General features: G+C 58.8%; 23 protein-coding genes. 3 read left to right on the top strand and 20 right to left on the bottom strand.

What is annotated here, in order from left to right; all coding sequences use genetic code 11:
• Position 1: 1 nt before the first annotated feature.
• From ACA074_RS08025 to flhA, 11 genes are all read right to left on the bottom strand, one after another.
• Positions 2–790, bottom strand: a complete 789-nt coding sequence (locus ACA074_RS08025; protein WP_187677397.1) for a ParA family protein — start codon at positions 788–790, stop codon at positions 2–4.
• A 43-nt stretch (positions 791–833) separates the two neighbouring features.
• Positions 834–1,724 carry a flagellar motor protein MotD gene (motD, locus tag ACA074_RS08020; RefSeq protein WP_187677396.1) on the bottom strand — a complete coding sequence of 297 codons (891 nt, stop codon included), beginning with the start codon at positions 1,722–1,724 and terminating at the stop codon, positions 834–836.
• Positions 1,725–1,736: 12 nt separating this feature from the next.
• Positions 1,737–2,477 (bottom strand): flagellar motor protein, encoded by a 741-nt coding sequence (locus ACA074_RS08015; protein ID WP_187677395.1) that lies wholly within the window; start codon positions 2,475–2,477, stop codon positions 1,737–1,739.
• Positions 2,477–3,622 carry a protein-glutamate methylesterase/protein-glutamine glutaminase gene (locus tag ACA074_RS08010; RefSeq protein ID WP_497678744.1) on the bottom strand — a complete coding sequence of 382 codons (1,146 nt, stop codon included), beginning with the start codon at positions 3,620–3,622 and terminating at the stop codon, positions 2,477–2,479. Before ACA074_RS08010 ends, ACA074_RS08015 begins: the two co-directional genes overlap by 1 nt.
• 49 nt (positions 3,623–3,671) lie before the next feature.
• Positions 3,672–5,939, bottom strand: coding sequence for a chemotaxis protein CheA (locus tag ACA074_RS08005; protein ID WP_187677393.1), 2,268 nt, complete (start codon positions 5,937–5,939; stop codon positions 3,672–3,674).
• Between the two features lie 54 nt (positions 5,940–5,993).
• Positions 5,994–6,782 carry a protein phosphatase CheZ gene (locus ACA074_RS08000; RefSeq protein WP_027613919.1) on the bottom strand — a complete coding sequence of 263 codons (789 nt, stop codon included), beginning with the start codon at positions 6,780–6,782 and terminating at the stop codon, positions 5,994–5,996.
• A 17-nt stretch (positions 6,783–6,799) separates the two neighbouring features.
• A complete protein-coding gene (locus tag ACA074_RS07995) occupies positions 6,800–7,171 on the bottom strand; it encodes a chemotaxis response regulator CheY (RefSeq protein ID WP_161986607.1) in 372 nt (123 codons plus the stop codon).
• A gap of 166 nt (positions 7,172–7,337) precedes the next feature.
• Positions 7,338–8,078: an RNA polymerase sigma factor FliA gene (gene fliA / locus ACA074_RS07990; RefSeq protein ID WP_003222919.1), complete on the bottom strand. Its 741-nt coding sequence runs from the start codon at positions 8,076–8,078 to the stop codon at positions 7,338–7,340.
• Positions 8,075–8,905: a flagellar synthesis regulator FleN gene (gene fleN, locus ACA074_RS07985; protein WP_003222917.1), complete on the bottom strand. Its 831-nt coding sequence runs from the start codon at positions 8,903–8,905 to the stop codon at positions 8,075–8,077. Before fleN ends, fliA begins: the two co-directional genes overlap by 4 nt.
• Positions 8,906–9,021: 116 nt before the next feature.
• Positions 9,022–10,362, bottom strand: a complete 1,341-nt coding sequence (gene flhF / locus ACA074_RS07980) for a flagellar biosynthesis GTPase FlhF (protein ID WP_497617078.1) — start codon at positions 10,360–10,362, stop codon at positions 9,022–9,024.
• Positions 10,363–10,373: 11 nt separating this feature from the next.
• Positions 10,374–12,503 (bottom strand): flagellar biosynthesis protein FlhA, encoded by a 2,130-nt coding sequence (gene flhA / locus ACA074_RS07975; protein WP_187677392.1) that lies wholly within the window; start codon positions 12,501–12,503, stop codon positions 10,374–10,376.
• 640 nt (positions 12,504–13,143) lie between these two features.
• On the opposite strand from flhA, the gene ACA074_RS07970 reads away from it, so the two are divergent.
• On the top strand, positions 13,144–13,503 hold the full coding sequence (locus ACA074_RS07970) for a DUF6124 family protein (RefSeq protein WP_401271978.1): 360 nt from the start codon (positions 13,144–13,146) through the stop codon (positions 13,501–13,503).
• A gap of 135 nt (positions 13,504–13,638) precedes the next feature.
• On the opposite strand, the gene ACA074_RS07965 is transcribed toward ACA074_RS07970, so the two are convergent.
• Positions 13,639–13,929, bottom strand: a complete 291-nt coding sequence (locus ACA074_RS07965) for a hypothetical protein (protein WP_497678743.1) — start codon at positions 13,927–13,929, stop codon at positions 13,639–13,641.
• Positions 13,930–14,559: 630 nt separating this feature from the next.
• Here ACA074_RS07965 and ACA074_RS07960 point away from each other — a divergent pair.
• On the top strand, positions 14,560–14,919 hold the full coding sequence (locus ACA074_RS07960) for a DUF6124 family protein (RefSeq protein ID WP_497678742.1): 360 nt from the start codon (positions 14,560–14,562) through the stop codon (positions 14,917–14,919).
• A gap of 246 nt (positions 14,920–15,165) precedes the next feature.
• The gene (locus ACA074_RS07955; RefSeq protein ID WP_497678741.1) at positions 15,166–17,922 is read left to right on the top strand and encodes an immunoglobulin-like domain-containing protein; all 2,757 of its coding nucleotides are present in this window, start codon (positions 15,166–15,168) and stop codon (positions 17,920–17,922) included.
• A gap of 214 nt (positions 17,923–18,136) precedes the next feature.
• Here the strand turns inward: ACA074_RS07955 and ACA074_RS07950 are convergent, their stop codons facing one another.
• The 8 genes from ACA074_RS07950 to fliN all read right to left on the bottom strand — a co-directional run bounded on the left by ACA074_RS07950 (position 18,137) and on the right by fliN (position 23,182).
• Complete coding sequence (locus ACA074_RS07950) at positions 18,137–18,805, bottom strand: hypothetical protein (RefSeq protein ID WP_489878522.1); 669 nt, start codon at positions 18,803–18,805, stop codon at positions 18,137–18,139.
• 132 nt (positions 18,806–18,937) lie between these two features.
• The gene (locus ACA074_RS07945) at positions 18,938–19,189 is read right to left on the bottom strand and encodes a hypothetical protein (protein WP_489878521.1); all 252 of its coding nucleotides are present in this window, start codon (positions 19,187–19,189) and stop codon (positions 18,938–18,940) included.
• A 128-nt stretch (positions 19,190–19,317) separates the two neighbouring features.
• Entirely contained in the window at positions 19,318–20,457 is a 1,140-nt protein-coding gene (gene flhB, locus ACA074_RS07940) for a flagellar biosynthesis protein FlhB (protein WP_305442064.1), read from the bottom strand.
• A gap of 3 nt (positions 20,458–20,460) precedes the next feature.
• Positions 20,461–21,246 carry a flagellar biosynthetic protein FliR gene (gene fliR, locus ACA074_RS07935; protein ID WP_497678740.1) on the bottom strand — a complete coding sequence of 262 codons (786 nt, stop codon included), beginning with the start codon at positions 21,244–21,246 and terminating at the stop codon, positions 20,461–20,463.
• A 3-nt stretch (positions 21,247–21,249) separates the two neighbouring features.
• Positions 21,250–21,519, bottom strand: coding sequence for a flagellar biosynthesis protein FliQ (gene fliQ / locus ACA074_RS07930; protein ID WP_008077662.1), 270 nt, complete (start codon positions 21,517–21,519; stop codon positions 21,250–21,252).
• The gene (gene fliP / locus ACA074_RS07925; protein WP_123465773.1) at positions 21,516–22,274 is read right to left on the bottom strand and encodes a flagellar type III secretion system pore protein FliP; all 759 of its coding nucleotides are present in this window, start codon (positions 22,272–22,274) and stop codon (positions 21,516–21,518) included. Before fliP ends, fliQ begins: the two co-directional genes overlap by 4 nt.
• Positions 22,274–22,726: a flagellar biosynthetic protein FliO gene (gene fliO / locus ACA074_RS07920; protein WP_497678739.1), complete on the bottom strand. Its 453-nt coding sequence runs from the start codon at positions 22,724–22,726 to the stop codon at positions 22,274–22,276. Before fliO ends, fliP begins: the two co-directional genes overlap by 1 nt.
• The gene (gene fliN, locus ACA074_RS07915; RefSeq protein ID WP_123533702.1) at positions 22,727–23,182 is read right to left on the bottom strand and encodes a flagellar motor switch protein FliN; all 456 of its coding nucleotides are present in this window, start codon (positions 23,180–23,182) and stop codon (positions 22,727–22,729) included.
• Positions 23,183–23,193: the final 11 nt, after the last annotated feature.

Genomic DNA, 23,193 nt, shown 5'->3' with positions numbered 1-23,193 from the left:
CTCAAGCCACCTGCGGAACAAGTTGTTGCGCCAACAGATGTTTGAGCAGCGCACGGTAAGCCAGCACACCACGGCTCTTGCCGTCGAATTGTGAAGGCGTGACACCGGCGCGGCTGGCGTCGCGCAGACGAGTATCGACCGGGATGTAACCCTGCCAGATCTCGTCCGGGAATTTGTCGCGCAACACACGCAAGGTGCCCAGCGATGCCTGAGTACGGCGGTCGAACAACGTCGGCACAATGCTGAAAGGCAGCGCCTGTTTGCGCGAGCGGTTGATCATCGCCAGGGTGTTGACCATGCGCTCCAGGCCTTTGACGGCCAGGTGTTCGGTCTGCACCGGGATCACCAGTTGCTGACTCGCCGCGAGGGCGTTGACCATCAGCACGCCAAGCAACGGCGGGCTGTCGATAACGGCGTAATCGAAGTCCTGCCACAGCTGCGCCAGACTCTTGGCGATCACCAGGCCCAGACCACTCTGCCCCGGCGACTGACGCTCGAGGGTGGCCAGCGCGGTGCTGGACGGCAACAGGGAAATGCGTTCGTCACTGGTCGACAGCAACAGTTGCCCCGGCAGGCCTTGCGGCACGGTGCCCTTGTGCAGAAACAGGTCGTAGTTGCTGTGTTCCAGGCTGTCGGGGTCGTAACCGAAATAGCTGGTCATCGAGCCGTGCGGGTCGAGATCGACCACAACCACGCGCTTGCCCGCCTCTGCCAGCAAACCGGCTAAAGCGATGGAAGATGTGGTTTTACCAACACCACCCTTTTGATTGGCGACTGCCCAGACTCTCATTCGTTTCTTTCCTCCCGGCCGAGATGCTCGACCGAGACATGGCTCAGCGTATTAATGCGGGCGACGGAGAATTGACGGCACTCTCGCGTCCCGGCGTCTTGACCGGGGTCGGTGCAGTTTGTGTGCCAGCGCGCTTCAGTGCGGCATCCGGTTGCGCGTTGGCGGTTCCGGTGCCTGTGAGGCTGCGGCGTACATCGAGATTGCGCGACACCACCAACACCACACGACGGTTTTTCCCGCGACCTTCGGCGGTGGCATTGTTGGCCACTGGCTGGAACTCACCGTAACCCACCGAAGCCAGACGGCCGGGATTCACACCCTGCATCGCCAGCATGCGCACGATGCTTGCCGAGCGCGCCGAGGACAGCTCCCAGTTGGTCGGGTACTGCGCGGTGCGGATCGGTTGATCGTCGGTAAAACCTTCGACGTGGATCGGGTTGTCGAACGGCTTGAGGATCGCCGCAACCTTGTCGATGATGTTGAACGCAATGTCGCTCGGCATGGCGTCACCGCTGCCGAACAACAGGCTGGAGTTGAGTTCAATCTCGACCCACAACTCGTTGCCGCGCACGGTCATCTGGTTGGAGCTGATCAGGTCGCCGAACGCCGCGCTGATATCGTCGGCAATGCTTTTCAGCGGATCGCTGGCACCGGCGATACCGGCGTCGATCTGCTCGGCGTCCTTGACCAGCGGCTTGGCCGGGGTCACGGTCTTCGGTCGTTCGTCGCCAATCGGGATCGGTTTGAGCGCGCGGTCGGAATCCTTGAAGACCCCGACCAGCGCTTCGGAAATTTCCTTGTACTTGCCTTCGTTGATCGACGAAATCGAGTACATCACCACGAAGAACGCGAACAGCAAGGTAATGAAGTCCGCGTAGGAAACGAGCCAGCGCTCGTGGTTGACGTGTTCTTCCTGATGTCTGCGACGAGCCATGAGGTTATTCCCTTAGTCCATGAAGCCTTGCAGCTTCAACTCGATGGAGCGTGGGTTTTCACCTTCTGCGATCGACAGAATGCCTTCCAACAACATTTCGCGATAACGCGACTGCCGCAACGCGATTGACTTCAACTTGGCCGCCACCGGTAGCAGGATAAGGTTGGCACTGGCCACTCCGTAAATGGTCGCGACGAATGCCACGGCGATGCCGCTACCCAGTTGCGTCGGGTCGGCAAGGTTGCCCATCACGTGGATCAGGCCCATCACCGCGCCGATGATGCCGATGGTCGGCGCGTAGCCGCCCATGCTTTCAAAGACCTTGGCCGCTTCGATGTCGCGGGCTTCCTGGGTGTAGAAATCCACTTCAAGGATGCTGCGGATCGCTTCCGGCTCGGCGCCGTCGACCAGCAGTTGCAGACCTTTGCGCGAGTAGCTGTCGGGTTCGGCATCGGCCACCCCTTCCAGACCCAGCAGGCCTTCCTTGCGTGCGGTGAGACTCCAGTTGACCACGCGGTCGATGCCGCCAGCCAGATCCACACGCGGCGGAAAGAAGATCCAGGCGAGGATCTGCATGGCGCGTTTGAACGCGCTCATCGGTGATTGCAACAGCGCAGCACCGATGGTGCCGCCCACTACGATCAGCGCCGCCGGGCCGTTGGCCAGCGCACCGAGGTGACCACCTTCAAGGTAGTTGCCGCCGATGATGGCGACGAACGCCATGATGATGCCGATAAGGCTTAGAACATCCATCAGATACAGGCCTCGACGATGTGCTTGCCGATATCGTCCAGACCGTACACCGCATCAGCGAGGTCGGCTTTGACGATGGCCATCGGCATGCCATAGATCACGCAGCTTGCCTCATCTTGCGCCCACACCGAGCTACCGCCCTGCTTGAGCAGACGCGCGCCTTCGCGACCGTCGGCGCCCATGCCGGTCAGTACGACCGCCAGAACTTTGTCACCGTAGGATTTCGCGGCGGAACCGAAAGTAATGTCCACGCACGGCTTGTAGTTCAGACGCTCATCGCCCGGGAGGATTTTCACCGCACCACGGCCGTCGATCATCATCTGCTTGCCACCCGGAGCCAGCAGCGCCAGGCCCGGACGCAGGATGTCGCCATCCTCGGCTTCCTTGACGCTGATGCGGCAGAGCTTGTCCAGACGCTCGGCGAAAGCCTTGGTGAACGCCGCCGGCATGTGCTGGATCAGCACGATCGGTGCCGGGAAGTTCGCCGGCAACTGAGTCAATACTCGTTGCAGCGCAACCGGGCCGCCAGTCGACGTGCCGATGGCAACCAGTTTGTAGGCCTTGCGTTTCGGTGCCGGCGACGAAGCACTGGCAGCCGATGCGCGAGCAGGTACAGGCGCGGGTGCCGGACGTGCCGGAGCAGCAGTGCTGTGGCTGCTGTGACTGCTGTAACTCGACGCAGCTGGCGCAGGTGCAGGTGCAGGCGCTGCGGCCGGGGCCGGCGCGCTGTAGGCGCTGAAACGACGGTTACTGCGCGAGATGCTGTGAACCTTCTCGCACAGTAGTTGCTTGACCTTCTCCGGGTTACGGGAGATGTCTTCGAAATTCTTCGGCAGGAAATCCACCGCGCCGGCGTCCAGCGCATCCAGGGTTACCCGGGCGCCTTCGTGGGTCAGCGAGGAGAACATCAACACCGGGGTCGGGCAGCGCTGCATGATGTGCCGCACTGCCGTGATGCCGTCCATCATTGGCATCTCGTAGTCCATGGTGATCACGTCCGGCTTGAGGGCCATGGCCTGATCGATCGCCTCTTTACCGTTGGTTGCCGTGCCGACAACCTGGATGCTCGGATCCGCTGAAAGAATTTCCGAGACGCGGCGGCGGAAAAAACCCGAATCGTCCACCACCAGGACTTTGACTGCCATAAACACTCCATTAGGTGCAGCGGGGCGTCGTCGCCCCGCCGCCCCGGATTCAAATACGCCGTGCGGCGTAACGCTTGAGCATGCTCGGAACATCGAGAATCAGTGCAATGCGGCCGTCACCGGTGATGGTGGCGCCGGACATGCCCGGAGTCCCTTGCAGCATTTTGCCCAATGGCTTGATGACCACTTCTTCCTGGCCAACCAGTTGATCGACGACGAAGCCGATCCGCTGCGTGCCCACCGAAAGGATCACCACATGGCCCTCGCGCTGCTCTTCGTGAGCGGCGGAGCTGACCAGCCAGCGCTTGAGGTAGAACAATGGCAATGCCTTGTCCCGCACGATCACCACTTCCTGACCGTCCACGACGTTGGTGGTCGACAGATCGAGGTGGAAGATTTCGTTGACGTTGACCAGCGGGAACGCGAACGCCTGATTGCCGAGCATCACCATCAGGGTTGGCATGATCGCCAAGGTCAGCGGCACCTTGATGACGATCTTCGAGCCCTGGCCCTTGGTCGAGTAGATGTTGATCGAACCGTTGAGCTGGGAAATCTTGGTCTTCACCACGTCCATGCCGACACCGCGGCCGGACACGTCGGAGATCTCGGTCTTGGTCGAGAAGCCCGGAGCGAAAATCAGGTTGTAGCACTCGGTGTCGCTCAGGCGATCGGCCGCGTCCTTGTCCATCACGCCGCGTTTTACCGCGATCGCACGCAGGACGTTCGGGTCCATGCCTTTGCCGTCATCGGAGATCGACAGCAGGATGTGGTCGCCTTCCTGCTCGGCTGCCAGTACCACGCGACCACCACGGGCCTTGCCCGATGCTTCACGTTCTTCCGGCGACTCGATACCGTGGTCGACGGCGTTGCGCACCAAGTGGACCAGCGGGTCGGCCAGAGCCTCGACAAGGTTTTTGTCGAGGTCGGTTTCTTCGCCGACCAGTTCCAGGTTGATCTCTTTCTTGAGCTGACGCGCCAGGTCGCGAACCAGACGCGGGAAGCGCCCGAAGACTTTCTTGATCGGCTGCATCCGCGTCTTCATCACCGCGGTCTGCAAGTCAGCCGTGACCACGTCGAGGTTCGACACGGCCTTTTGCATGGCTTCGTCGCCGCTGTTCAGACCCAGGCGCACCAGACGGTTACGCACCAGCACCAACTCGCCGACCATGTTCATGATTTCGTCGAGACGTGCAGTGTCGACCCGCACGGTGGTCTCGGCTTCGCTCGCCGGTTTTTCCGGTGGCGGTGCAGCCGGAGCACGGGCCGGAGCCGGTGCAGCAGCGGCAGCGGGTTTTGGCGCTTCAGCTTTTGGCTCAGGCTTGGCGGCAGGTTTCGGCGCAGCAGCGACCGGTGCCTTCGCGGCAGGCGTGGCGACTGTCGAAGCGGAGCCTGCAGCAGCGGCGCCAACTTCAGTGAACTTGCCTTTGCCGTGCAATTCGTCGAGCAGCGATTCGAACTCGTGATCGCTGATCAGATCACTGCCGGCAGCGGCAGCCACCGGAGCGGCAGGCGCAGCAGGTGCCGAAGCAATTGCCGACTCCAGCGCTTCAACGGCGAAGTTGCCTTTGCCGTGCAACTGATCGAGCAGTGCTTCGAATTCGTCGTCGGTGATGTCCGAACTGTCGCCCGCCGCAGGTGCCGCAGGTTTGGCCGCTGCTGGCGTGACCGCGTCGGCTGCAAACTGACCTTTGCCGTGCAGTTGATCGAGCAACGACTCGAACTCGGCATCGGTGATTTCATCGCTGGCTGCCGCATCGGCAGTTTGCGCAGGTGCAGCAGCGGCCGGGGCCTCGGCTTCGGCCTTGACGGCGTTCAGCGAGTCCAGCAACTGTTCAAATTCGTTATCGGTGATGTCGCCAGAATCGCCCTCGACGACCAGTTCCTCGATCATCTCGGCCACTGGCGAAGCCGGGGCTTCATCCGCCGTTTGCGGCTCGGCCAGACGTGCCAGTGCAGCCAGCAGTTGCGGAGTCGCAGCGGTGATCGGGGCACGTTCACGGACTTCGCTGAACATGCTGTTCACCGCGTCCAGTGCTTCGAGGACAACGTCCATCAGTTCTGCATCAACGCGACGCTCACCCTTGCGCAGGATGTCGAACACGTTTTCGGCGATGTGACAGCACTCCACCAGCTCGTTGAGCTGAAGGAAGCCGGCGCCCCCTTTTACAGTGTGAAAACCGCGAAAAATTGCGTTGAGCAGATCTGCGTCATCCGGACGGCTTTCCAGCTCGACCAGTTGTTCGGACAGTTGCTCAAGAATCTCGCCGGCCTCAACCAGGAAATCCTGAAGGATCTCTTCATCGGCGCCGAAGCTCATTAATGGGGTGCTCCTACAGGTCTAAAAACCCAAAAAACCTAAAATTCAAAAACTCTAGAATCCAAGGCTGGATAACAAATCGTCCACATCGTCCTGACCGGACACAACGTCTTCTCGTTTATCGGCATGAATCTGCGGACCTTCACCCTGCGAGAGATGTTTTTGTGGATCTTTTTCTGCAAGCATCGCCGCACGGTCATGTTCGATGCCCGCAAAGCGGTCCACCTGACTGGCCATGAGGACGAGTTTGAGCAAATTGCTTTCGACTTCGGTGACCAGTTGGGTCACACGCTTGATCACTTGACCGGTAAGGTCCTGATAATCCTGAGCCAGCAGGATGTCGTTCAGATTGCTCGACACCGCACGGTTGTCCGTGCTGCTGCGCGACAGAAAACCGTCGACCCGGCGCGCCAGTTCGCGGAACTCTTCAGCCCCGACTTCACGACGCATGAAACGACCCCAATCGGTGCTCAAGGCCTGGGCTTCTTCAGCCAGACCATTGACCACCGGCGTGGCGCTTTCCACCAGATCCATGGTGCGGTTGGCCGCGGCTTCTGTCAGCTTGACCACATAGCCCAGGCGTTCGGTGGCGTCGGTGATTTGCGACACTTCCTCGGCCTGCGGCATGTGCGGATCGATCTGGAAGTTGACGATCGCACTGTGCAGTTCGCGTGTGAGCTTGCCCACTTCCTGATACAGGCCGCGGTCACGGGTCTGATTGAGCTCATGGATCAGTTGCACAGCGTCGCCGAACCTGCCTTTTTCAAGGCTCTCGACCAGTTCGACCGCGTGTTTTTTCAGGGTCGATTCAAAATCGCCCTGTGAAGATTCGTTATGCTCCATAGCTCCCCCGCGCGTCATCAGCCGATGCGTTCGAAAATCTTCTCGATTTTGTCTTTCAACGCCTGAGCCGTGAAAGGTTTGACCACGTAGCCGTTCACACCGGCCTGAGCGGCCTCGATGATTTGCTCGCGCTTGGCTTCAGCGGTCACCATCAGCACTGGCAGGTGCTTGAGTTTTTCATCGGCACGCACGTGACGCAGCAGATCGATACCGGTCATGCCCGGCATGTTCCAGTCCGTTACCAGAAAGTCGATGCTGCCGCTGTTGAGTACCGGAATGGCGGTGACGCCATCGTCGGCCTCTACGGTGTTGGTGAACCCAAGATCCCGCAGCAGGTTCTTGATGATCCGCCGCATCGTTGAGAAGTCATCAACGATGAGGATTTTCATGTCTTTGTTCAATTCGACCTCCAAGCAGTCTTAAACGCGCCCAGCACCTGGACGCGCCACTTCAATCAATCGGCGCAGCACTCGAAGACTGTCTGGAGCACAACAGAGCAAGACCGGTGCCGTTTATCACCGCACCAGCCTCGTTCGCAGTGTCCCCACACTGCCTTCAGCGCGCTCGCCACTCCCCCAAACGCCCCCGCAAACGGGCCGCGCACTGGCTGTGTAACTGGCTGACCCGCGATTCACTGACGCCAAGGACTTCACCGATCTCCTTGAGGTTCAGCTCTTCGTCGTAGTACAGCGCCAACACCAGTCGCTCACGCTCCGGCAAATTGGCAATCGCGTCCGCCAGCGCTGCCTGGAAGCGTTCATCTTCCAGATCGCGTGACGGCTCAAGATGAGCACTGGCGCCATCCTCGTGCAGCCCTTCGTGTTCGCCGTCCTGCAACAGGTCGTCGAAACTGAACAAGCGGCTGCCCAGGGTGTCATTCAAAATCCCGTAGTAATCGTCGAGACTCAATTGGAGTTCGGCCGCAACCTCGTGATCTTTAGCATCACGGCCGGTTTTAGCTTCAATTGCACGAATCGCGTCACTGACCATACGGGTGTTGCGGTGAACCGAGCGTGGCGCCCAGTCCCCTTTGCGCACTTCGTCGAGCATCGCGCCGCGGATTCGAATGCCCGCGTACGTTTCGAAACTGGCGCCTTTGCTGGCGTCATATTTGGTCGAGACTTCGAGCAGACCGATCATCCCGGCCTGGATCAGATCCTCGACCTGCACACTCGCCGGCAATCGCGCCAGCAGGTGATAGGCAATGCGTTTTACCAGTGGCGCGTAACGCTCGATCAATTCGTACTGCGCGTCACGTGCCGACTTCTTGTAGTAATTCATACCGCTGGCGGTCATAGCACAGGCCCTGCCGTTTGCTGCACGAGGCGTTCGACGAAAAACTCAAGGTGGCCGCGCGGGTTGGCAGGCAGCGGCCAGGTGTCGACCTTCTGGGCGATCGCCTTGAACGCCAGCGCGCACTTGGAGCGCGGAAAGGCTTCATAGACCGCACGCTGCTTCTGCACCGCCTTGCGCACGCTTTCGTCGTAAGGCACGGCGCCGACGTATTGTAGGGCCACGTCAAGAAAACGATCCGTGACCTTGGTCAATTTGGCGAACAGGTTGCGACCTTCTTGCGGGCTCTGGGCCATGTTGGCCAGGACGCGGAAGCGGTTCATGCCGTAATCGCGATTGAGCAACTTGATCAGGGCGTAAGCGTCAGTGATCGAGGTCGGCTCGTCGCAGACCACCAGCAACACTTCTTGCGCGGCGCGAACAAAACTGACTACCGAGTCACCAATACCCGCAGCGGTGTCGATCACCAAAACGTCGAGATTGTCGCCGATGTCACTGAAGGCCTGAATCAGACCGGCATGTTGCGCCGGGCTGAGGTGAACCATGCTCTGAGTGCCGGACGCAGCGGGCACGATGCGGATCCCGCCCGGGCCTTGCAACAAAACGTCGCGCAGCTCGCAGCGGCCTTCGATCACGTCGGCCAGCGTGCGTTTGGGCGTCAGGCCCAGCAGAACGTCGACGTTCGCCAGCCCCAGATCGGCGTCCAGCAGCATGACCCGACGGCCAAGCTCTGCCAGCGCCAGAGACAAGTTCACTGACACGTTAGTCTTGCCGACGCCACCTTTGCCGCCGGTCACCGCGATCACCTGTACGGGATGCATGCTGCCCATGTTATTTCTTTACCTTGTCTTGCATAGACGGAGGCCACATTACTGGCTGCGCGTTCACAACCGGAACAATGCGTGGCAGACCATCGATGTAGGTACAAAAACTGTTCATGAATACCTCAGCCTACCTGCTTGGTCGGGCTGTGATAGATATCAGCGAACATGTCAGCCATGGCTTCTTCGCTGGGTTCTTCCTGCATTTGCACGCTGACGGCGCGGCTGACCAGTTGATGACGGCGCGGCAGATGCAAATCATCCGGAATCCGTGGGCCATCGGTCAGGTACGCGACCGGCAATTCATGACTGATCGCCAGGCTCAACACTTCGCCAAGGCTGGCCGTTTCATCCAGTTTAGTCAGGATGCACCCGGCGAGCCCGCAACGCTTGTAACTGTGATAAGCGGCGGTTAGAACCTGTTTCTGGCTGGTGGTTGCCAAGACCAGATAATTTTTTGAACGAATGCCACGACCGGCCAGGCTTTCGAGCTGCATGCGCAGTGCCGGATCGCTGGCTTGCAGGCCGGCAGTATCGATCAGCACCACGCGTTTGCGCAGCAGCGGATCCAGCGCCTGGACCAGCGACTGGCCCGGATCGACGTGGGTTACCGGCACGTTGAGAATCCGGCCCAGGGTCTTCAGTTGTTCCTGAGCACCGATGCGGAAACTGTCCATGCTCACCAGCGCGACGTTCTGCGCGCCGTATTTGAGCACATAGCGCGCAGCAAGCTTGGCCAGCGTGGTGGTCTTGCCCATGCCGGCAGGGCCGACCATCGCAATCACACCGCCCTCTTCCAGCGGCTCGACTTCCGGTACGGCAATCATCCGCGCCAGGTGCGCCAGCAACATGCGCCAGGCCTGACGAGGTTCTTCGATATCAGTGATCATCGCCAGCAAGTCGCGCGAAAGCGGGCCGGACAGACCGATCCGTTGCAGACGGCGATACAGGTTGGCTTGCGCCGGACGGCTGCCTTGCAGCTGATTCCAGGCCAGGGTGCCGAGCTGGACTTCCATCAGCTCGCGCAGGCTGTTCAATTCAAAACGCATCGAATCCAGTGCACGCGGATCAACACCGCCAGACGATTGCGCAGGTGCCGGAGCTGAACGCGCTGGCGCAGCGTAAGTCGGCTCGCTCAACGGTTCGGCGGCAGTCAGCGGCAGGCCAGCGGTCAACGGCAGCCCGGCAAAGATCTGGCGATTGCTATTGCCGTCGGCTTCGCCACGCAGGCTCAGTTCGGCTTGTGCAGTGACGATACGCGACTGGGTCTTGCGCAATTCATCCTCGAGCTCCATGTTCGGAACCCGTGGCGCCAGCGCCGACAGTTTGTAATCCAGCGCCGCCGTCAGCTCGACGCCGCCGGCAATGCGGCGGTTGCCAATGATGGCGGCATCAGCGCCCAGCTCATCACGAACCAGCTTCATGGCCTGACGCATATCGGCGGCGAAAAAACGCTTAACTTGCATAAACCACTACCTCAGCCGTTGGGCCCTACTGTCGCAACGATCGTCACTTGCTTGTTGTCCGGGATTTCCTGGTAGGCCAGCACGTGCAGCCCCGGAACTGCGAGGCGACCGAAGCGCGAAAGCATCGCGCGAATCGGGCCTGCTACCAACAGGATCACCGGCTGACCTTGCATTTCCTGACGCTGCGCCGCTTCGATGAGCGACCGTTGCAGCTTCTCGGCCATGCTTGGCTCCAGCAGAACGCCCTCTTCCGAGCCTTGTCCTGCCTTCTGCAGACTATTGAGCAATATTTGTTCCAACCTTGGCTCCAACGTGATCACAGGCAGCTCGGACTCAGTGCCTACAATGCTTTGGACGATGGCGCGGGATACGCCGACGCGCACGGCGGCCACCAGCGCGGCGGTATCTTGACTCTTCGCGGCGTTGTTAGCGATAGCTTCGGCAATGCTGCGGATATCGCGTACCGGCACGTGTTCGGCCAGCAGCGCCTGCAACACTTTGAGCAACTGCGACAGCGAGACCACACCCGGCACCAGCTCTTCGGCCAGTTTCGGCGAGCTTTTGGCCAGCAATTGCATGAGTTGCTGCACTTCCTCGTGGCCGATCAGCTCACTGGAATGCTTGTACAAAATCTGGTTCAAGTGGGTCGCGACCACAGTGCTCGCATCAACCACGGTGTAACCAAGGGATTGCGCCTGCGCCCGTTGGCTGATTTCGATCCACACCGCTTCCAGACCGAAAGCCGGATCTTTGGCGTTGATGCCGTTGAGCGTGCCGTAGACCTGGCCCGGGTTGATCGCCAGTTCGCGATCCGGGTAGATCTCGGCTTCAGCAAGGATCACGCCCATCAGGGTCAGGCGATAGGCGCTCGGCGCCAGATCGAGGTTGTCACGAATGTGCACAGTGGGCATCAGGAAGCCCAGATCCTGCGAGAGCTTCTTGCGCACGCCTTTGATCCGCGCCAGCAATTGTCCGCCCTGATTGCGGTCCACCAGCGGAATCAGGCGATAACCGACTTCCAGGCCGATCATGTCGATCGGGGTCACATCGTCCCAGCCAAGCTCCTTGGTTTCCATGGCGCGGGCCGGCGACGGCAGCAGTTCCTGCTGACGCTTGACCTCTTGCAGCGCCTGCACCTTGACGACGTTTTGTTTCTTCCAGAACAGATACGCGCCACCGGCGGCCAGTGCAGCCATGCTCAGGAACGAGAAGTGCGGCATGCCCGGCACCAGGCCCATGACCGCCATCAAACCAGCAGCCACCGCCAGCGCTTTCGGCGAGGCGAACATCTGACGGTTGATCTGTTTGCCCATGTCTTCCGAACCGGAAGCACGGGTCACCATGATCGCTGCCGCTGTTGATAACAACAGTGATGGCAATTGCGCCACCAAACCGTCACCAATGGTCAGCAAGGCGTAAACCTTGCCGGCGTCGGCGAAGGTCATGTTGTGCTGGAAGATACCGACAGCCATGCCGCCGATGAGGTTGATGAACAGAATCAGCAAACCGGCGATGGCGTCACCGCGAACGAATTTGCTGGCACCGTCCATCGAACCGTAGAACTCAGCCTCTTGGGCGACTTCCTGACGGCGCGACTTGGCTTGGTTCTGGTCGATCAGGCCGGCGTTGAGGTCGGCGTCGATGGCCATTTGTTTGCCAGGCATTGCATCGAGGGTGAAACGTGCGCTCACCTCGGAAATCCGCCCGGCACCCTTGGTCACCACAACGAAGTTGATGATCATCAGGATCGCGAAGACCACGATACCGACCACGTAGTTACCGCCGATCACCACTTCACCAAAGGCCTGGATCACCTTACCGGCGGCGGCGTGGCCGTCCTGCCCGTGGAGCATCACCACCCGCGTCGACGCCACGTTCAACGCCAGCCTCAGCAATGTCGCGACCAGCAGAATGGTCGGGAACACCGCAAAATCCAGCGGCCGCAGCGCGTAAACGCAGACCAGCAGGACGACGATCGACAGAGCAATGTTGAAGGTAAAAAACACGTCCAGCAGGAACGGCGGGATCGGCAACATCATCATTGCCAACATGACCAGCAGCAACAACGGCACGCCCAGATTGCCTCGACTGAGGTCGGCAACATTAGTGCGAGCAGTGTTGAATAACTGAGAGCGATCCACCGGTTTTCCCCGTTCCTTTAAAGCAAACTTTTGACGCCCAGAGCGGGCTCACGGCGGCTATTGCAAGAAGCCTTCCAACTTTTGCCGGGGAATGAAATAGAGCGGGTTGGCGGGGAATTTTTTGCTGATTGGGCTGGCCCTTTCGCGAGCAGGCTCGCTCCCACAGGGAACCGCATTCCAAATATGGAATGAAATACAAACCAAAATGCGGGATTGGAATGCATTCCAAATGTGGGAGCGAGCCTGCTCGCGAAGGGGCCAGTGAAGTCAGCGAAAATTGCGTCTTAAACTCAGGCGTTTAAAGGACACCTTCAGACACGCCTCCAAGGCTACACATCCTTGCGCCATTGCCTACAGCTACGCCAGAATCCGCCGGCTTGTGCGCTTTGGAGGCGGGCTCTATCGTGGACCGGTCGCTGACGAATCAGCGATCGGGTTTAGCGACCCGAATCTGTGTAGGCGCACCAGCGCTCCAAACTCCATTGCAGACACTCTGCCTGCAATTGATGTCATGGCGGCTGTGCGCGGGAGACCTTCGGGTCTGCCGGGCGCCTACACCCGGTTCGCTAACCTGCGTCCAGCCGCCACCTTTTCCTGTTTAGCGACGGGTTTTGGTGGCCTCACCTGTAGGAGCTTCACCATGATCAAACCAACACCCAACCCGCCCGAAACCGATCCCACCTCGCCCTACGAATCCCTCGATTCGAAAAAGCTCCACGAAGCCGCCGACCGCGCGCTCGATCACTATCTCTGCCCGCCCGGCTCCACGCCGCCGCCACGTAAAACCCGTGCGATGTACGCCGTTACCGCAGACTTCAAAAACGAGGAACTACTGGCCAACGCTTGCGAAACACTCGCCTCAGCAAGAACCATCGCCAATGACTTCGCCCATCTCATACCCGCCTCGCAACGCAGGACGCTGCTGGGCATTGCGCAACTGATCATGCTCGGGGAACTGGCGGTGAATCGGGTGCTGGATAATCTGGAGTTGCCGAACTAGCCCGCTGCCCCCAGGCCTGAAGATCATTCCCACGCTCTGCGTGGGAATGCCTGAACGGACGCTCCGCGTTCGGCTTTGGAGGGGACGCTGAGCGTCCCGGGCTGCATTCCCACGCGGAGCGTGGGAACGATCAAACTAAAAACGGAGGCGTGTGACTTCCTTCGTCTCTGTACTCACACGATCATATTCGACCGGCTTACCGATTTTGAAGCTCTGTTTGTGTTTGAGCTCTTCAGGGACCTGGAAGTAAAAACATCTGTCGTCAGGGTCACGCGGAAGATCCGGTCCGGGGAAATACTTTGTACGTTTGCTTTTTATGTCGAGGTATTCATCGTACGTTCCCGGATAAATAGTGCCCCTGCCAGTGTTTTCGTCATAGCTTACGAATGCACCCTTCAGCTCTTCACCTTCCATTTCATCTGCCATTTCCCTTCTCCTTTGCCATCGCAAAAAAGGATGCGCACTAAATGTGCGACACCACGCAGCAATCAAATCGCAAAGGCACGCTTCCCACACCTGTAAAACCTGACAGGTAAGACGCGCTTTCAGACCAAAGGTAAACCTCAGAAATCGCGCCACAAATCCGACGAAATCGACAAATCGCTGGGATTTTTCAAGGAGAGTTCAAATATCACTCATAGAATCTTTCAGGGATCGATCACGTTGTCATCCAGACAGTCGCCCACTCTTTTGCCTTTTAAACTCAGGTGTTTAAAAGACACCTTCTGACACGCCTCCAAGGCTACACATCCTTGCGCCATTGCCTACAGCTACGCCAGAATCCGCCGGCTTGTGCGCTTTGTGCCGGGTCTCTATCGTGGTCCGGTCGCTGACGAATCAGCGATCGGGTTTAGCGACTCGGACCAACTCAGTGCATCAGCGTTCGTGGCTTCGTTGTGGGACTCTTCGCCCGCAATTACGTTATGGCGGCTGTACGCGGGAGACCTTTGGGTCTACCGGGGTGCCTGTGACCGGTTCGCTAACCTGCGTACAGCTGCCACCTTCACTTGTTTAGCGACAGGGGAAGAGTGGCTCCATAACCTCAGGAGCTTCACCATGATCAAACCAACACCCAACCCGCCCGAAACCGATCCCACCTCGCCCTACGAATCCCTCGATTCGAAAAAGCTCCACGAAGCCGCCGACCGCGCGCTCGATCACTACCTCTGCCCGCCCGGCTCCACGCCGCCGCCACGTAAAACCCGTGCGATGTACGCCGTTACCGCAGACTTCAAAAACGAGGAACTCTTGGCCAACGCTTGCGACACACTCGCCTCAGCAAGAACCATCGCCAATGACTTTGCCCATCTCATACCCGCCTCGCAGCGCAGGACGCTGTTGGGCATTGCGCAACTGATCATGCTCGGGGAACTGGCGGTGAATCGGGTGCTGGATAATCTGGAGTTGCCGAACTAGCCCGCTGCCCCCAGGCCTGAAGATCGTTCCCACGCTCTGCGTGGGAACGATCAAAAAAACCGCCGCCCCGTTCAATCGGGACGGCGGTTTATTTGGTTTCAGCTGTTTGAGATCTATCAGAGACAACCCACATTTACTTCGCACTGACGACCACTCGTCGCCACCTGTCAGATCTGACAGGTGTCTAATTCATCGTTTAGCGCTCTGATAGCTCCTGCCCGTTCCCTCTGCGCAGGAGCTTCGCCCATGACCACCTCAACCCCACCAGACAACACCATTCTTGTGCTCCGCCCACCCCGAGTAATTGAAGCCACTACCCCGGTAGTCGGCGCCATTTATGGTGTGCCCAAACATGTCTATGACCTCAAACCCATGGGCCTGACAATCGCAGTCGATCCGCCGGCGTCGGGTACGGTTGATGCCGGCGATGTCATCCGACTCGTGCTGAACGGCGCCAGCACCGAGGCCACAAAAACCATCCCGGATGGCGGAGAGAACAACATTCAAACGTTGTATCTGCCCATAGGCCTGCTGCTGACAGACCTTGTCAATGAACTCGTTTACACCATCACCCGCGGCAGTCTGAACAAGGGGACTTCGACGCCGGCGCTGACATTGCTGTACAACCGCATCCGTCCTGGCCTCAAAGATCGCTTGACCGATCCCGGTGGTCACTCCGAACTCAAATTGCTGCTGCCCGACGCCATCAAGAACGGCGTCGCCCCGGACTTCGTCAGCGCAGAGGTGTGTGTGGCGTACCCCTACTGCCGGGCTTACGACCGCATCAGCCTCAAATGCAACGGCGAACTGATGACGGCCGATGTCAATCCGAATCAGGCGCCGCAACCACCGGATCATGGCTCCGAAGTGCCGATCACCATCTGCTTCACCGTGGATCGCGCTTACCTGGACAAGGCGAAACGGCTGGATCACAAACTGAATTTTTCCTACACCGTCATCGACCAGCTCGGTAACGGCCCGGACACCGATGCACCGTGGTCGCCGGCGCAGACCGTGGATGAGGATCTGGATGGTGTCCTGCTGCCGATGCCGATTCTGCTGGAACGGCTGGAAGATTTTCCGGGTGATGATGCGAGCATCATCGATCTGGAAAAACTCGCCGGTAATCCGTTACTGATGGTTGTGATAACGGCGGACAACCGTTTTGTGGCCGGAGACGATGTCCTTGCCACCTACACCGCGAAAAATACAGGCCAACCCGCCGACGTGGTAGTGACTGTCCCCGGCAAAGTTGAAGCGGATCCTTTCGGTTCCAAGAAAACCTTGTTCCTTGAAATGACCAACGACAAGGTCTTCGCTGGCAGTAGCGTGACAGTGACCTACGAACTGCGCCGCCCCAACGGTGATCTGGTGGGTAACTCAAAACCCGCGAAGGCCACGGTGACGGATGCGGCCCCGATTAAATTGTTGAAGCCAAAAATCAAGCAAGCCCCCAACGATACAAGCCTCGAGCCGCTCGCTGCCAAGGACGCCCTGACGGCCGTGATTCCAGCCTACCCCAACATGATCGGCACGCAGGTCACCGTGACCTGGAGCGGCACCGCCGGTTCGGGCAGCCAGACCGTCGGCCCCATCAATGTGAGCACGCAAGGGGATCTGAACATCCCTCTGGACAACGCAGTCGTGGCGTTCAACCTTGGTAAAACGGTGACGGTGGCCTACACCGTGACCGGCAATAGCACACCGTCGGATCCGCTGGATCTGAGTGTGCTGCCGATTGCCGATGAAAACCCCGCCATGGGCATACCGTTAATCACCCAGGCGGCCAACAATGGTGCCGGCCCCGAGTTCGACGTCAGCAAGCTGACCACTGCCGCAACCGTGCGAGTGAACCGTTGGCCACTGATTGCGCTGGCTCAGTACGTCTGGCTGCGCCTGACAGGCACCAAAAAGGATGGCAACAACTACGACGAAACGTTTTGGCAACCACCGGGCTCGCAAACCAACACTACCTGGATCAGCCAAGGCTATTGGGAGCGCTCAATCCCCCTCGCCACCTTGCAGAATCTGAAAGACGGTAGCGAACTGACACTGGAGTTCAAAGCCGGACTTGGCGGAAGTCAGGACGTTGGTCTGGCGCTAATCTTCAAGAAACGCATTTATACCGTCAAGGCCGTTGAGGATGTGAAGCCTGAGATCACAATGATCACCGGCTCGCCGAGTGGAGACGAGATTCCCCCTGACGGTAAGACACTGGAAACGGCGGTCATCGTGACAGGCACGGCCAGTAAAGGTCAGGCGGTCAATGTTTACGACGGAATCACGCTTAAAGACCGGGCAGAGGCTAATCCAGACACCGGGATCTGGACCTTGAAGCTCAGTGACCCGAAGGTCGAAACACACCGCATTACCGCCGAAGCTATCTATGGATCTGGCGCGGTCTCCGCCCCCCGAATGTTCGAGGTATTGGCCAAGTTGAACTTTGGAACCGCACTCACGCTGAGTCTCCCGAACTATAGCGTTGTACGGGGTATTCCACCGCTGAACCCTGTAGGCGAAGCTGCCTATACGCGAACGCCGACCGGCGGAATCGAGCCCTACCGTTTCAGCTCCAGCAACACCAACGTCGCATTGATAGACGCAAACACAGGCAAGGTACGCGTCTCTGGGCGAGGGACCACAACACTGAAAGTCACAGATCATCAAAACAATGAAGCCACTTATACACTCACCACGACAGGGTTAAAGATGTTCATCAGGCTTGGTAATTTCATGACTGAGCCCGACGCAGAGCGAGCCTGTATAAACGCCGGGGGAGGTCTGCCCAACAATCGAGCTGAATTGCGTGCTGTATACAACACCTACAAAGGGCAACCAGGAGGCATTGTTGCTGCTGCAAACTGGCTCCCCAATAACACATGGACCAATGAAGGCCACCCACAGACGAACCATTTTTGGGTAATACGCATGGAGGACGGAGCAGATTCCTTTGCACATACTATCCAGGGCCAATCAGCGGTTGCCTGCCGAGTAGATACTTGAGTCAAGTCCGCGAACTGCCAATAAACCCGCTCGGGGAAGTACAACGGGAGCAAGCGCGGGTAACGACACTGTAGCTGCCGAAGGCGATGATCTTTTTTGACTTTGAGTTTTTAAAAAGCAAGATCAAAAGATCGCAGCCTTCGCCAGCACCTGCAGGTGTTCATTTCAACTGTAGGCGCTGGCGAAGACTGCGATCTTTTGCTTCAAGCGCTTGTTACTGCGCCGTCAGAATCTGACTGGGAGCAATATTACCGAAGCTGAGTTGCCGGCTATTGATGTATCGCGTCCCCCTGAACATCTGCAGACCTTCAACCTCAACCAAATCCTCATGTGCGTACATGAGCACGACCTTGGTTATTGGCGCCGTCACCCCCGGCTCCTCAGCATGGCCTTCCAGAAGATTGAGAGCCCATTGAAAACGAATGACCGGCAAGTCCTCGATTTCAATCTGACGTGAGTCGTCCAGTACCCGGAAATCCTGGTGCGCGGTGATTCGCAGTTTGCGCTCGACAAGGCCAAACACTGGCTTGCCATAGCGCACCTCCAGATCATTACTGGCGGCCCAATCATCCATGTAGTTGTCTGGCGAGGTGAACAGTTTGAACAACGCCTCGTTATCGCGAATATTGCCCGCCGAGGAAAACAGGTAGTTGTAGGAATAGTGATAAGCCAGGCCGTCCAGCTCAGGCCTAATCGCGTTGACCGGACTATCCAGGTAACGCGGAATATAAACATTGGCCATTTGCACGAAGTGGGTGAAGTCCAGATCCATATCGAAGGACACCGTGTAACGAATGGCCCGCTCCTCGGGACGCTGTTCGAGCCGCCCTGACACATATTCCAGTGTCATTCCTTCAAGCTTTTTGTAGATTCGCTGTGTCATGAGTGCAACCTCTGCGCTGTGGGATTATTCCCAAACACATGGGAGCGCTACAGGAGTTCGACGTCTACTGTCAGAACTAACAGGTATGCTGGCCTTTCAGACAGACGGAAGGCGTTAGAAATCAGCCGCAGACTACTTCAGAGGGCGATCCGGGCCCAGACGCAGATTTGTGGCTTTTCCTCGCGCCGTTTTCGGCTCGTCGAATTCCACAGGATCGCCCACTTTGATCTTGTCCCGATTTGAATCGGTCTTTGGAATGTGGAACTCGTAACCTGCGTCCGACAAAAAGAAGCCTGTAGCGGCCGCAAAAGAAGTCCCGGAGCGCTTAGGCGTAATGATGCCCTTGCCGGTTTTTGGGTCATAGCTACTGAATGTACCTTTCATTGTCTTGCTCCCTTGCGCGTGCCGAGTACTCGCGCCAAGTGCGCGGTATAACCTGCATAAAACTGCAAAGACAAAACGAACGCACCTGTCAGAGTTGACAGGTATGCACCGTTTTCAGACAAACGGCATCAGGAGTCGCGGCGCAGATCCGGCGGAATCGGCAGGTCGTCCTTGAGCGGATCCGGGCGTTTGCCCTTGCCGGCGCGATGTTGGCGGATCTGATAGACGTAGGCCAAGACCTGGGCAACCGCCAAGTACAGCCCACCGGGGATTTCCTCATCGAGTTCGGTGGAGTAGTAGATCGAACGCGCCAGCGCTGGCGACTCGAGGAGCATGACGTTGTTGGCCACGGCGATTTCGCGAATCTTCAACGCCAGGAAATCGCTACCTTTGGCCAGCAGCAATGGCGCACCACCCTTCTCGGCGTCGTATTTGAGTGCCACCGCGTAGTGGGTCGGGTTGGTGATGATCACGTCGGCATCGGGAATCGCCGCCATCATCCGTCGCTGGGACATTTCGCGCTGAGTCTGGCGGATGCGCTGTTTGACCTCCGGCCGCCCCTCTTGATCCTTGTGCTCGTCACGCACTTCCTGCTTGGTCATTTTGAGCTTTTTCATGCTCTCCCAGATCTGCACCGGGACGTCGACCGCCGCGATCAGGATCAACCCGCAGGCCATCCACAAAGTGCTCCAACCCACTAGCAACACGCTGTGAATGATGGCCTGATCCAGCGGCTCATGGGCGATACGCAACAAGTCGTCGACGTCCGCAGACAACACCACCAGCGCCACGGCCAGCACGATGAAAAACTTGGCCAACGCCTTCAGCAACTCGACGATGGCTTTCATCGAAAACATGCGCTTGAGGCCCGCGCCGGGGTTCATCCGGCTGAATTTGGGCGCCATGGTGCCGGCGGAAAACAACCAACCGCCCAAGGCAATCGGACCCAACAGCGCGGCCAGCAACAGGGTAATCATGATCGGCTGAATCGCCACCAGCGCGAGCTTGCCGGAATGCATCAGAAAAGTGCCCATGGAGCGCTGATCCATGATCACTTCGCGCGGCAGCGAGAAGTTCATGCGCATCAGATCCATCAAGTCCTGCGCCAGCATGCCGCCAAACACCAGCAAAGCACCGGCACCGGCCAGCATCACGGCCAGGGTGTTGAGCTCTTTGGAGCGCGCGACCTCACCCTTTTCGCGGGAGTCCTTTTTGCGCTTCTCCGTGGGGTCTTCTGTTTTGTCCTGACCGCTTTCGCTCTCAGCCATGACTCAGCGCGCCTGTGCCAGTTCGCGTAAAAACTGCAAGGCCTCGGTGGCCAGCGGTTGATACTGATTGAGAATGTCCGCCAGGCCGACCCAGACGATGAAGAGGCCGAGCACCAGGGTCAGCGGAAAACCGATGGAGAAGATATTCAACTGCGGCGCCGCGCGGGTCATCACACCAAAGGCGATGTTGACCACCAGCAACGCCGTGATCGCCGGCAGCACCAGCAATAATGCTGCGCCGAGCACCCAGCCGAGTTTGCCGGCGAGCTCCCAATAGTGTGTCGTCATGAAGCCGCTGCCAACGGGCAACGTCGTGAAGCTTTCCGTGAGGACTTCGAACACCACCAGATGGCCGTTCATCGACAAGAACAGCAAGGTCACCAGCATGGTGAAGAACTGTCCGATCACCGCCACCGACACACCGTTGGTAGGGTCGACCATCGAGGCAAAGCCCATACCCATCTGGATCGCGACAATCTGCCCCGCCACCACGAACGCCTGAAAGAACAGCTGCAAGGAGAACCCCAGCACCGCGCCAATCAGGATCTGCTCGCCAATCAGCAGCAGCCCGCTCAGATCCAGCGCATTGACCGGTGGCATCGGAGGCAGATTGGGCGCAATCACCACAGTGATCGCCAACGCGAAATACAGACGGATACGCTTGGGCACCAGCGTCGTGCCGAACACCGGCATGACCATCAGCACCGAGCCCACACGAAACATCGGCAACATGAACGTCGCCACCCAGGTACTGATCTGGGTGTCGGTCAGCTGAAGCAGCGATTGCATGGCTTAGCCGATGACCATCGGAATGTTGTGATACAGCTGAATGATGTATTCCATGAAGGTCTGCACCAGCCACGGGCCGGCGACGATCAGGGTAACCAGCATCACCAGCAGACGCGGGAGAAAGCTCAGGGTCTGTTCGTTGATCTGCGTCGCGGCTTGGAACATCGCCACCAGCAGACCGACCAGCAGACTCGGAATCACCAGCACCGCAACCATCATGGTCGTCAGCCACAGCGCTTCGCGAAAGATGTCGACCGCGACTTCCGGCGTCATGGCGAGACACCTCCAAAACTGCTGGCCAGCGTACCGATGATCAGGGCCCAGCCATCCACCAGCACGAACAGCATGATCTTGAACGGCAGGGAAATGATCAGCGGCGAGAGCATCATCATACCCATGGCCATCAGCACACTGGCCACGACCAGGTCGATGATCAGGAACGGAATGAAGATCATGAAACCGATCTGGAACGCGGTTTTGAGCTCAGAGGTCACAAACGCCGGCACCAGAATTGTCAGCGGCGCCTGATCGGGCGTGGCGATGTCGGTACGCTTGGACAGGCGCATGAACAGCTCAAGATCGCTGGAGCGAGTCTGGGCGAGCATGAAGTCCTTGATCGGCACCTGCGCCTTTTCCACCGCTTGCTGAGCGGTGAGTTTTTCCGCCAGATACGGCTGCAAGGCATCGTTGTTCACCCGATCGAACACCGGCGCCATGATGAACAGGGTCAGAAACAGCGCCATACCGGTGAGGATCTGGTTCGACGGTGTCTGCTGCAAGCCAAGGGCCTGACGCAGGATCGAGAAGACAATGATGATCCGGGTAAAACTGGTCATCAGCATGACGAACGCCGGGATGAAACTCAGCGCAGTCATGATCAGCAGAATCTGCAGACTGACCGAATACTCCTGCGCGCCATCGGCGTTGGTGCCCAGCGTGATCGCCGGGATCGACAACGGATCGGCGGCGAATGCCAGCGGCGCAGCCAGCAACAGGGCCAGCGTCAAGACGATGCGAAGCGCACCCATTACTTCTTATCCTTCTGATCCTTGCCGAGAATTTTCAGCAGATGCTGGGCAAATTCCGGGGTCGCTTTCTCGGTAGTGCTCGGCACTTGCACCGGTTCCTTCAGCACATGCAGCGCGGTGATGGTGCCGGGGCTCAAGCCAAGCAGAATCTGCTCGTTGCCGACCTGAACCAGCATCAACCGGTCACGCGGACCGAGCGCGCGGGAACCGATCAGCTCGATTACCTGCCCCTTGCCCGCCGGCCCTGCCTGTTGCACACGGCGCAGTAACCAGGCGAGGAAGAAGATCAAGCCCAACACCACCAGCAGGCCCAGCACCAACTGCGTCAATTGCCCGGCCACGCCGCTGCTGACCATTGGCGCGGTAGCGGCAGGCGCGGCGGCGCTGGCAACCGGCTCGGCGGCCAGCGCGCCCAAAGGCAACGCCAGCAGCACCCAGAGAAACCTTTTCACTCAGCGCAGCTTCTTGATGCGTTCGCTTGGGCTGATCACGTCGGTCAGGCGGATGCCGAACTTCTCGTTGACCACTACGACTTCGCCGTGAGCGATCAGCGTGCCGTTGACCAGCACGTCCAGCGGCTCACCGGCCAGGCGATCAAGCTCGATCACCGAACCCTGGTTCAGTTGCAGCAGGTTGCGGATGTTGATGTCGGTACTGCCCACTTCCATCGAGATGGACACCGGGATGTCGAGGATCACGTCCAGGTTCGGGCCGTCCAGCGTCACCGGATCGTTGTTCTTCGGCACGCTGCCGAACTCTTCCATCGGCAGACGGTTGGAGCCCGACGCACCGGCGTCGGCCGCCAGCAGCGCATCGATGTCGGCCTGGCCGTCACCGGTCTCTTCCAGGGCCGCAGCCCATTCATCGGCCAGTGCCTGATCGTCCTGGGCGTTCATATCGTCGTTCATCATTTGTCCTC

This window comes from Pseudomonas sp. LBUM1655, from assembly GCF_059716085.1.
Note: the sequence above shows the minus strand (reverse complement) of the source record. Positions and strands in the feature narration are given on the sequence as shown.

Bases quoted from the DNA above. Each gene is read 5' to 3' on its own strand.
- ACA074_RS08025 (WP_187677397.1), bottom strand. From the start codon at position 790: ATGAGAGTCTGGGCAGTCGCCAATCAAAAGGGTGGTGTTGGTAAAACC.
- motD (WP_187677396.1), bottom strand. From the start codon at position 1,724: ATGGCTCGTCGCAGACATCAGGAAGAACACGTCAACCACGAGCGCTGG.
- ACA074_RS08015 (WP_187677395.1), bottom strand. From the start codon at position 2,477: ATGGATGTTCTAAGCCTTATCGGCATCATCATGGCGTTCGTCGCCATC.
- ACA074_RS08010 (WP_497678744.1), bottom strand. From the start codon at position 3,622: ATGGCAGTCAAAGTCCTGGTGGTGGACGATTCGGGTTTTTTCCGCCGC.
- ACA074_RS08005 (WP_187677393.1), bottom strand. From the start codon at position 5,939: ATGAGCTTCGGCGCCGATGAAGAGATCCTTCAGGATTTCCTGGTTGAG.
- ACA074_RS08000 (WP_027613919.1), bottom strand. From the start codon at position 6,782: ATGGAGCATAACGAATCTTCACAGGGCGATTTTGAATCGACCCTGAAA.
- ACA074_RS07995 (WP_161986607.1), bottom strand. From the start codon at position 7,171: ATGAAAATCCTCATCGTTGATGACTTCTCAACGATGCGGCGGATCATC.
- fliA (WP_003222919.1), bottom strand. From the start codon at position 8,078: ATGACCGCCAGCGGTATGAATTACTACAAGAAGTCGGCACGTGACGCG.
- fleN (WP_003222917.1), bottom strand. From the start codon at position 8,905: ATGGGCAGCATGCATCCCGTACAGGTGATCGCGGTGACCGGCGGCAAA.
- flhF (WP_497617078.1), bottom strand. From the start codon at position 10,362: ATGCAAGTTAAGCGTTTTTTCGCCGCCGATATGCGTCAGGCCATGAAG.
- ACA074_RS07970 (WP_401271978.1), top strand. From the start codon at position 13,144: ATGATCAAACCAACACCCAACCCGCCCGAAACCGATCCCACCTCGCCC.
- ACA074_RS07965 (WP_497678743.1), bottom strand. From the start codon at position 13,929: ATGGCAGATGAAATGGAAGGTGAAGAGCTGAAGGGTGCATTCGTAAGC.
- ACA074_RS07960 (WP_497678742.1), top strand. From the start codon at position 14,560: ATGATCAAACCAACACCCAACCCGCCCGAAACCGATCCCACCTCGCCC.
- ACA074_RS07955 (WP_497678741.1), top strand. From the start codon at position 15,166: ATGACCACCTCAACCCCACCAGACAACACCATTCTTGTGCTCCGCCCA.
- ACA074_RS07950 (WP_489878522.1), bottom strand. From the start codon at position 18,805: ATGACACAGCGAATCTACAAAAAGCTTGAAGGAATGACACTGGAATAT.
- ACA074_RS07945 (WP_489878521.1), bottom strand. From the start codon at position 19,189: ATGAAAGGTACATTCAGTAGCTATGACCCAAAAACCGGCAAGGGCATC.
- flhB (WP_305442064.1), bottom strand. From the start codon at position 20,457: ATGGCTGAGAGCGAAAGCGGTCAGGACAAAACAGAAGACCCCACGGAG.
- fliR (WP_497678740.1), bottom strand. From the start codon at position 21,246: ATGCAATCGCTGCTTCAGCTGACCGACACCCAGATCAGTACCTGGGTG.
- fliQ (WP_008077662.1), bottom strand. From the start codon at position 21,519: ATGACGCCGGAAGTCGCGGTCGACATCTTTCGCGAAGCGCTGTGGCTG.
- fliP (WP_123465773.1), bottom strand. From the start codon at position 22,274: ATGGGTGCGCTTCGCATCGTCTTGACGCTGGCCCTGTTGCTGGCTGCG.
- fliN (WP_123533702.1), bottom strand. From the start codon at position 23,182: ATGAACGACGATATGAACGCCCAGGACGATCAGGCACTGGCCGATGAA.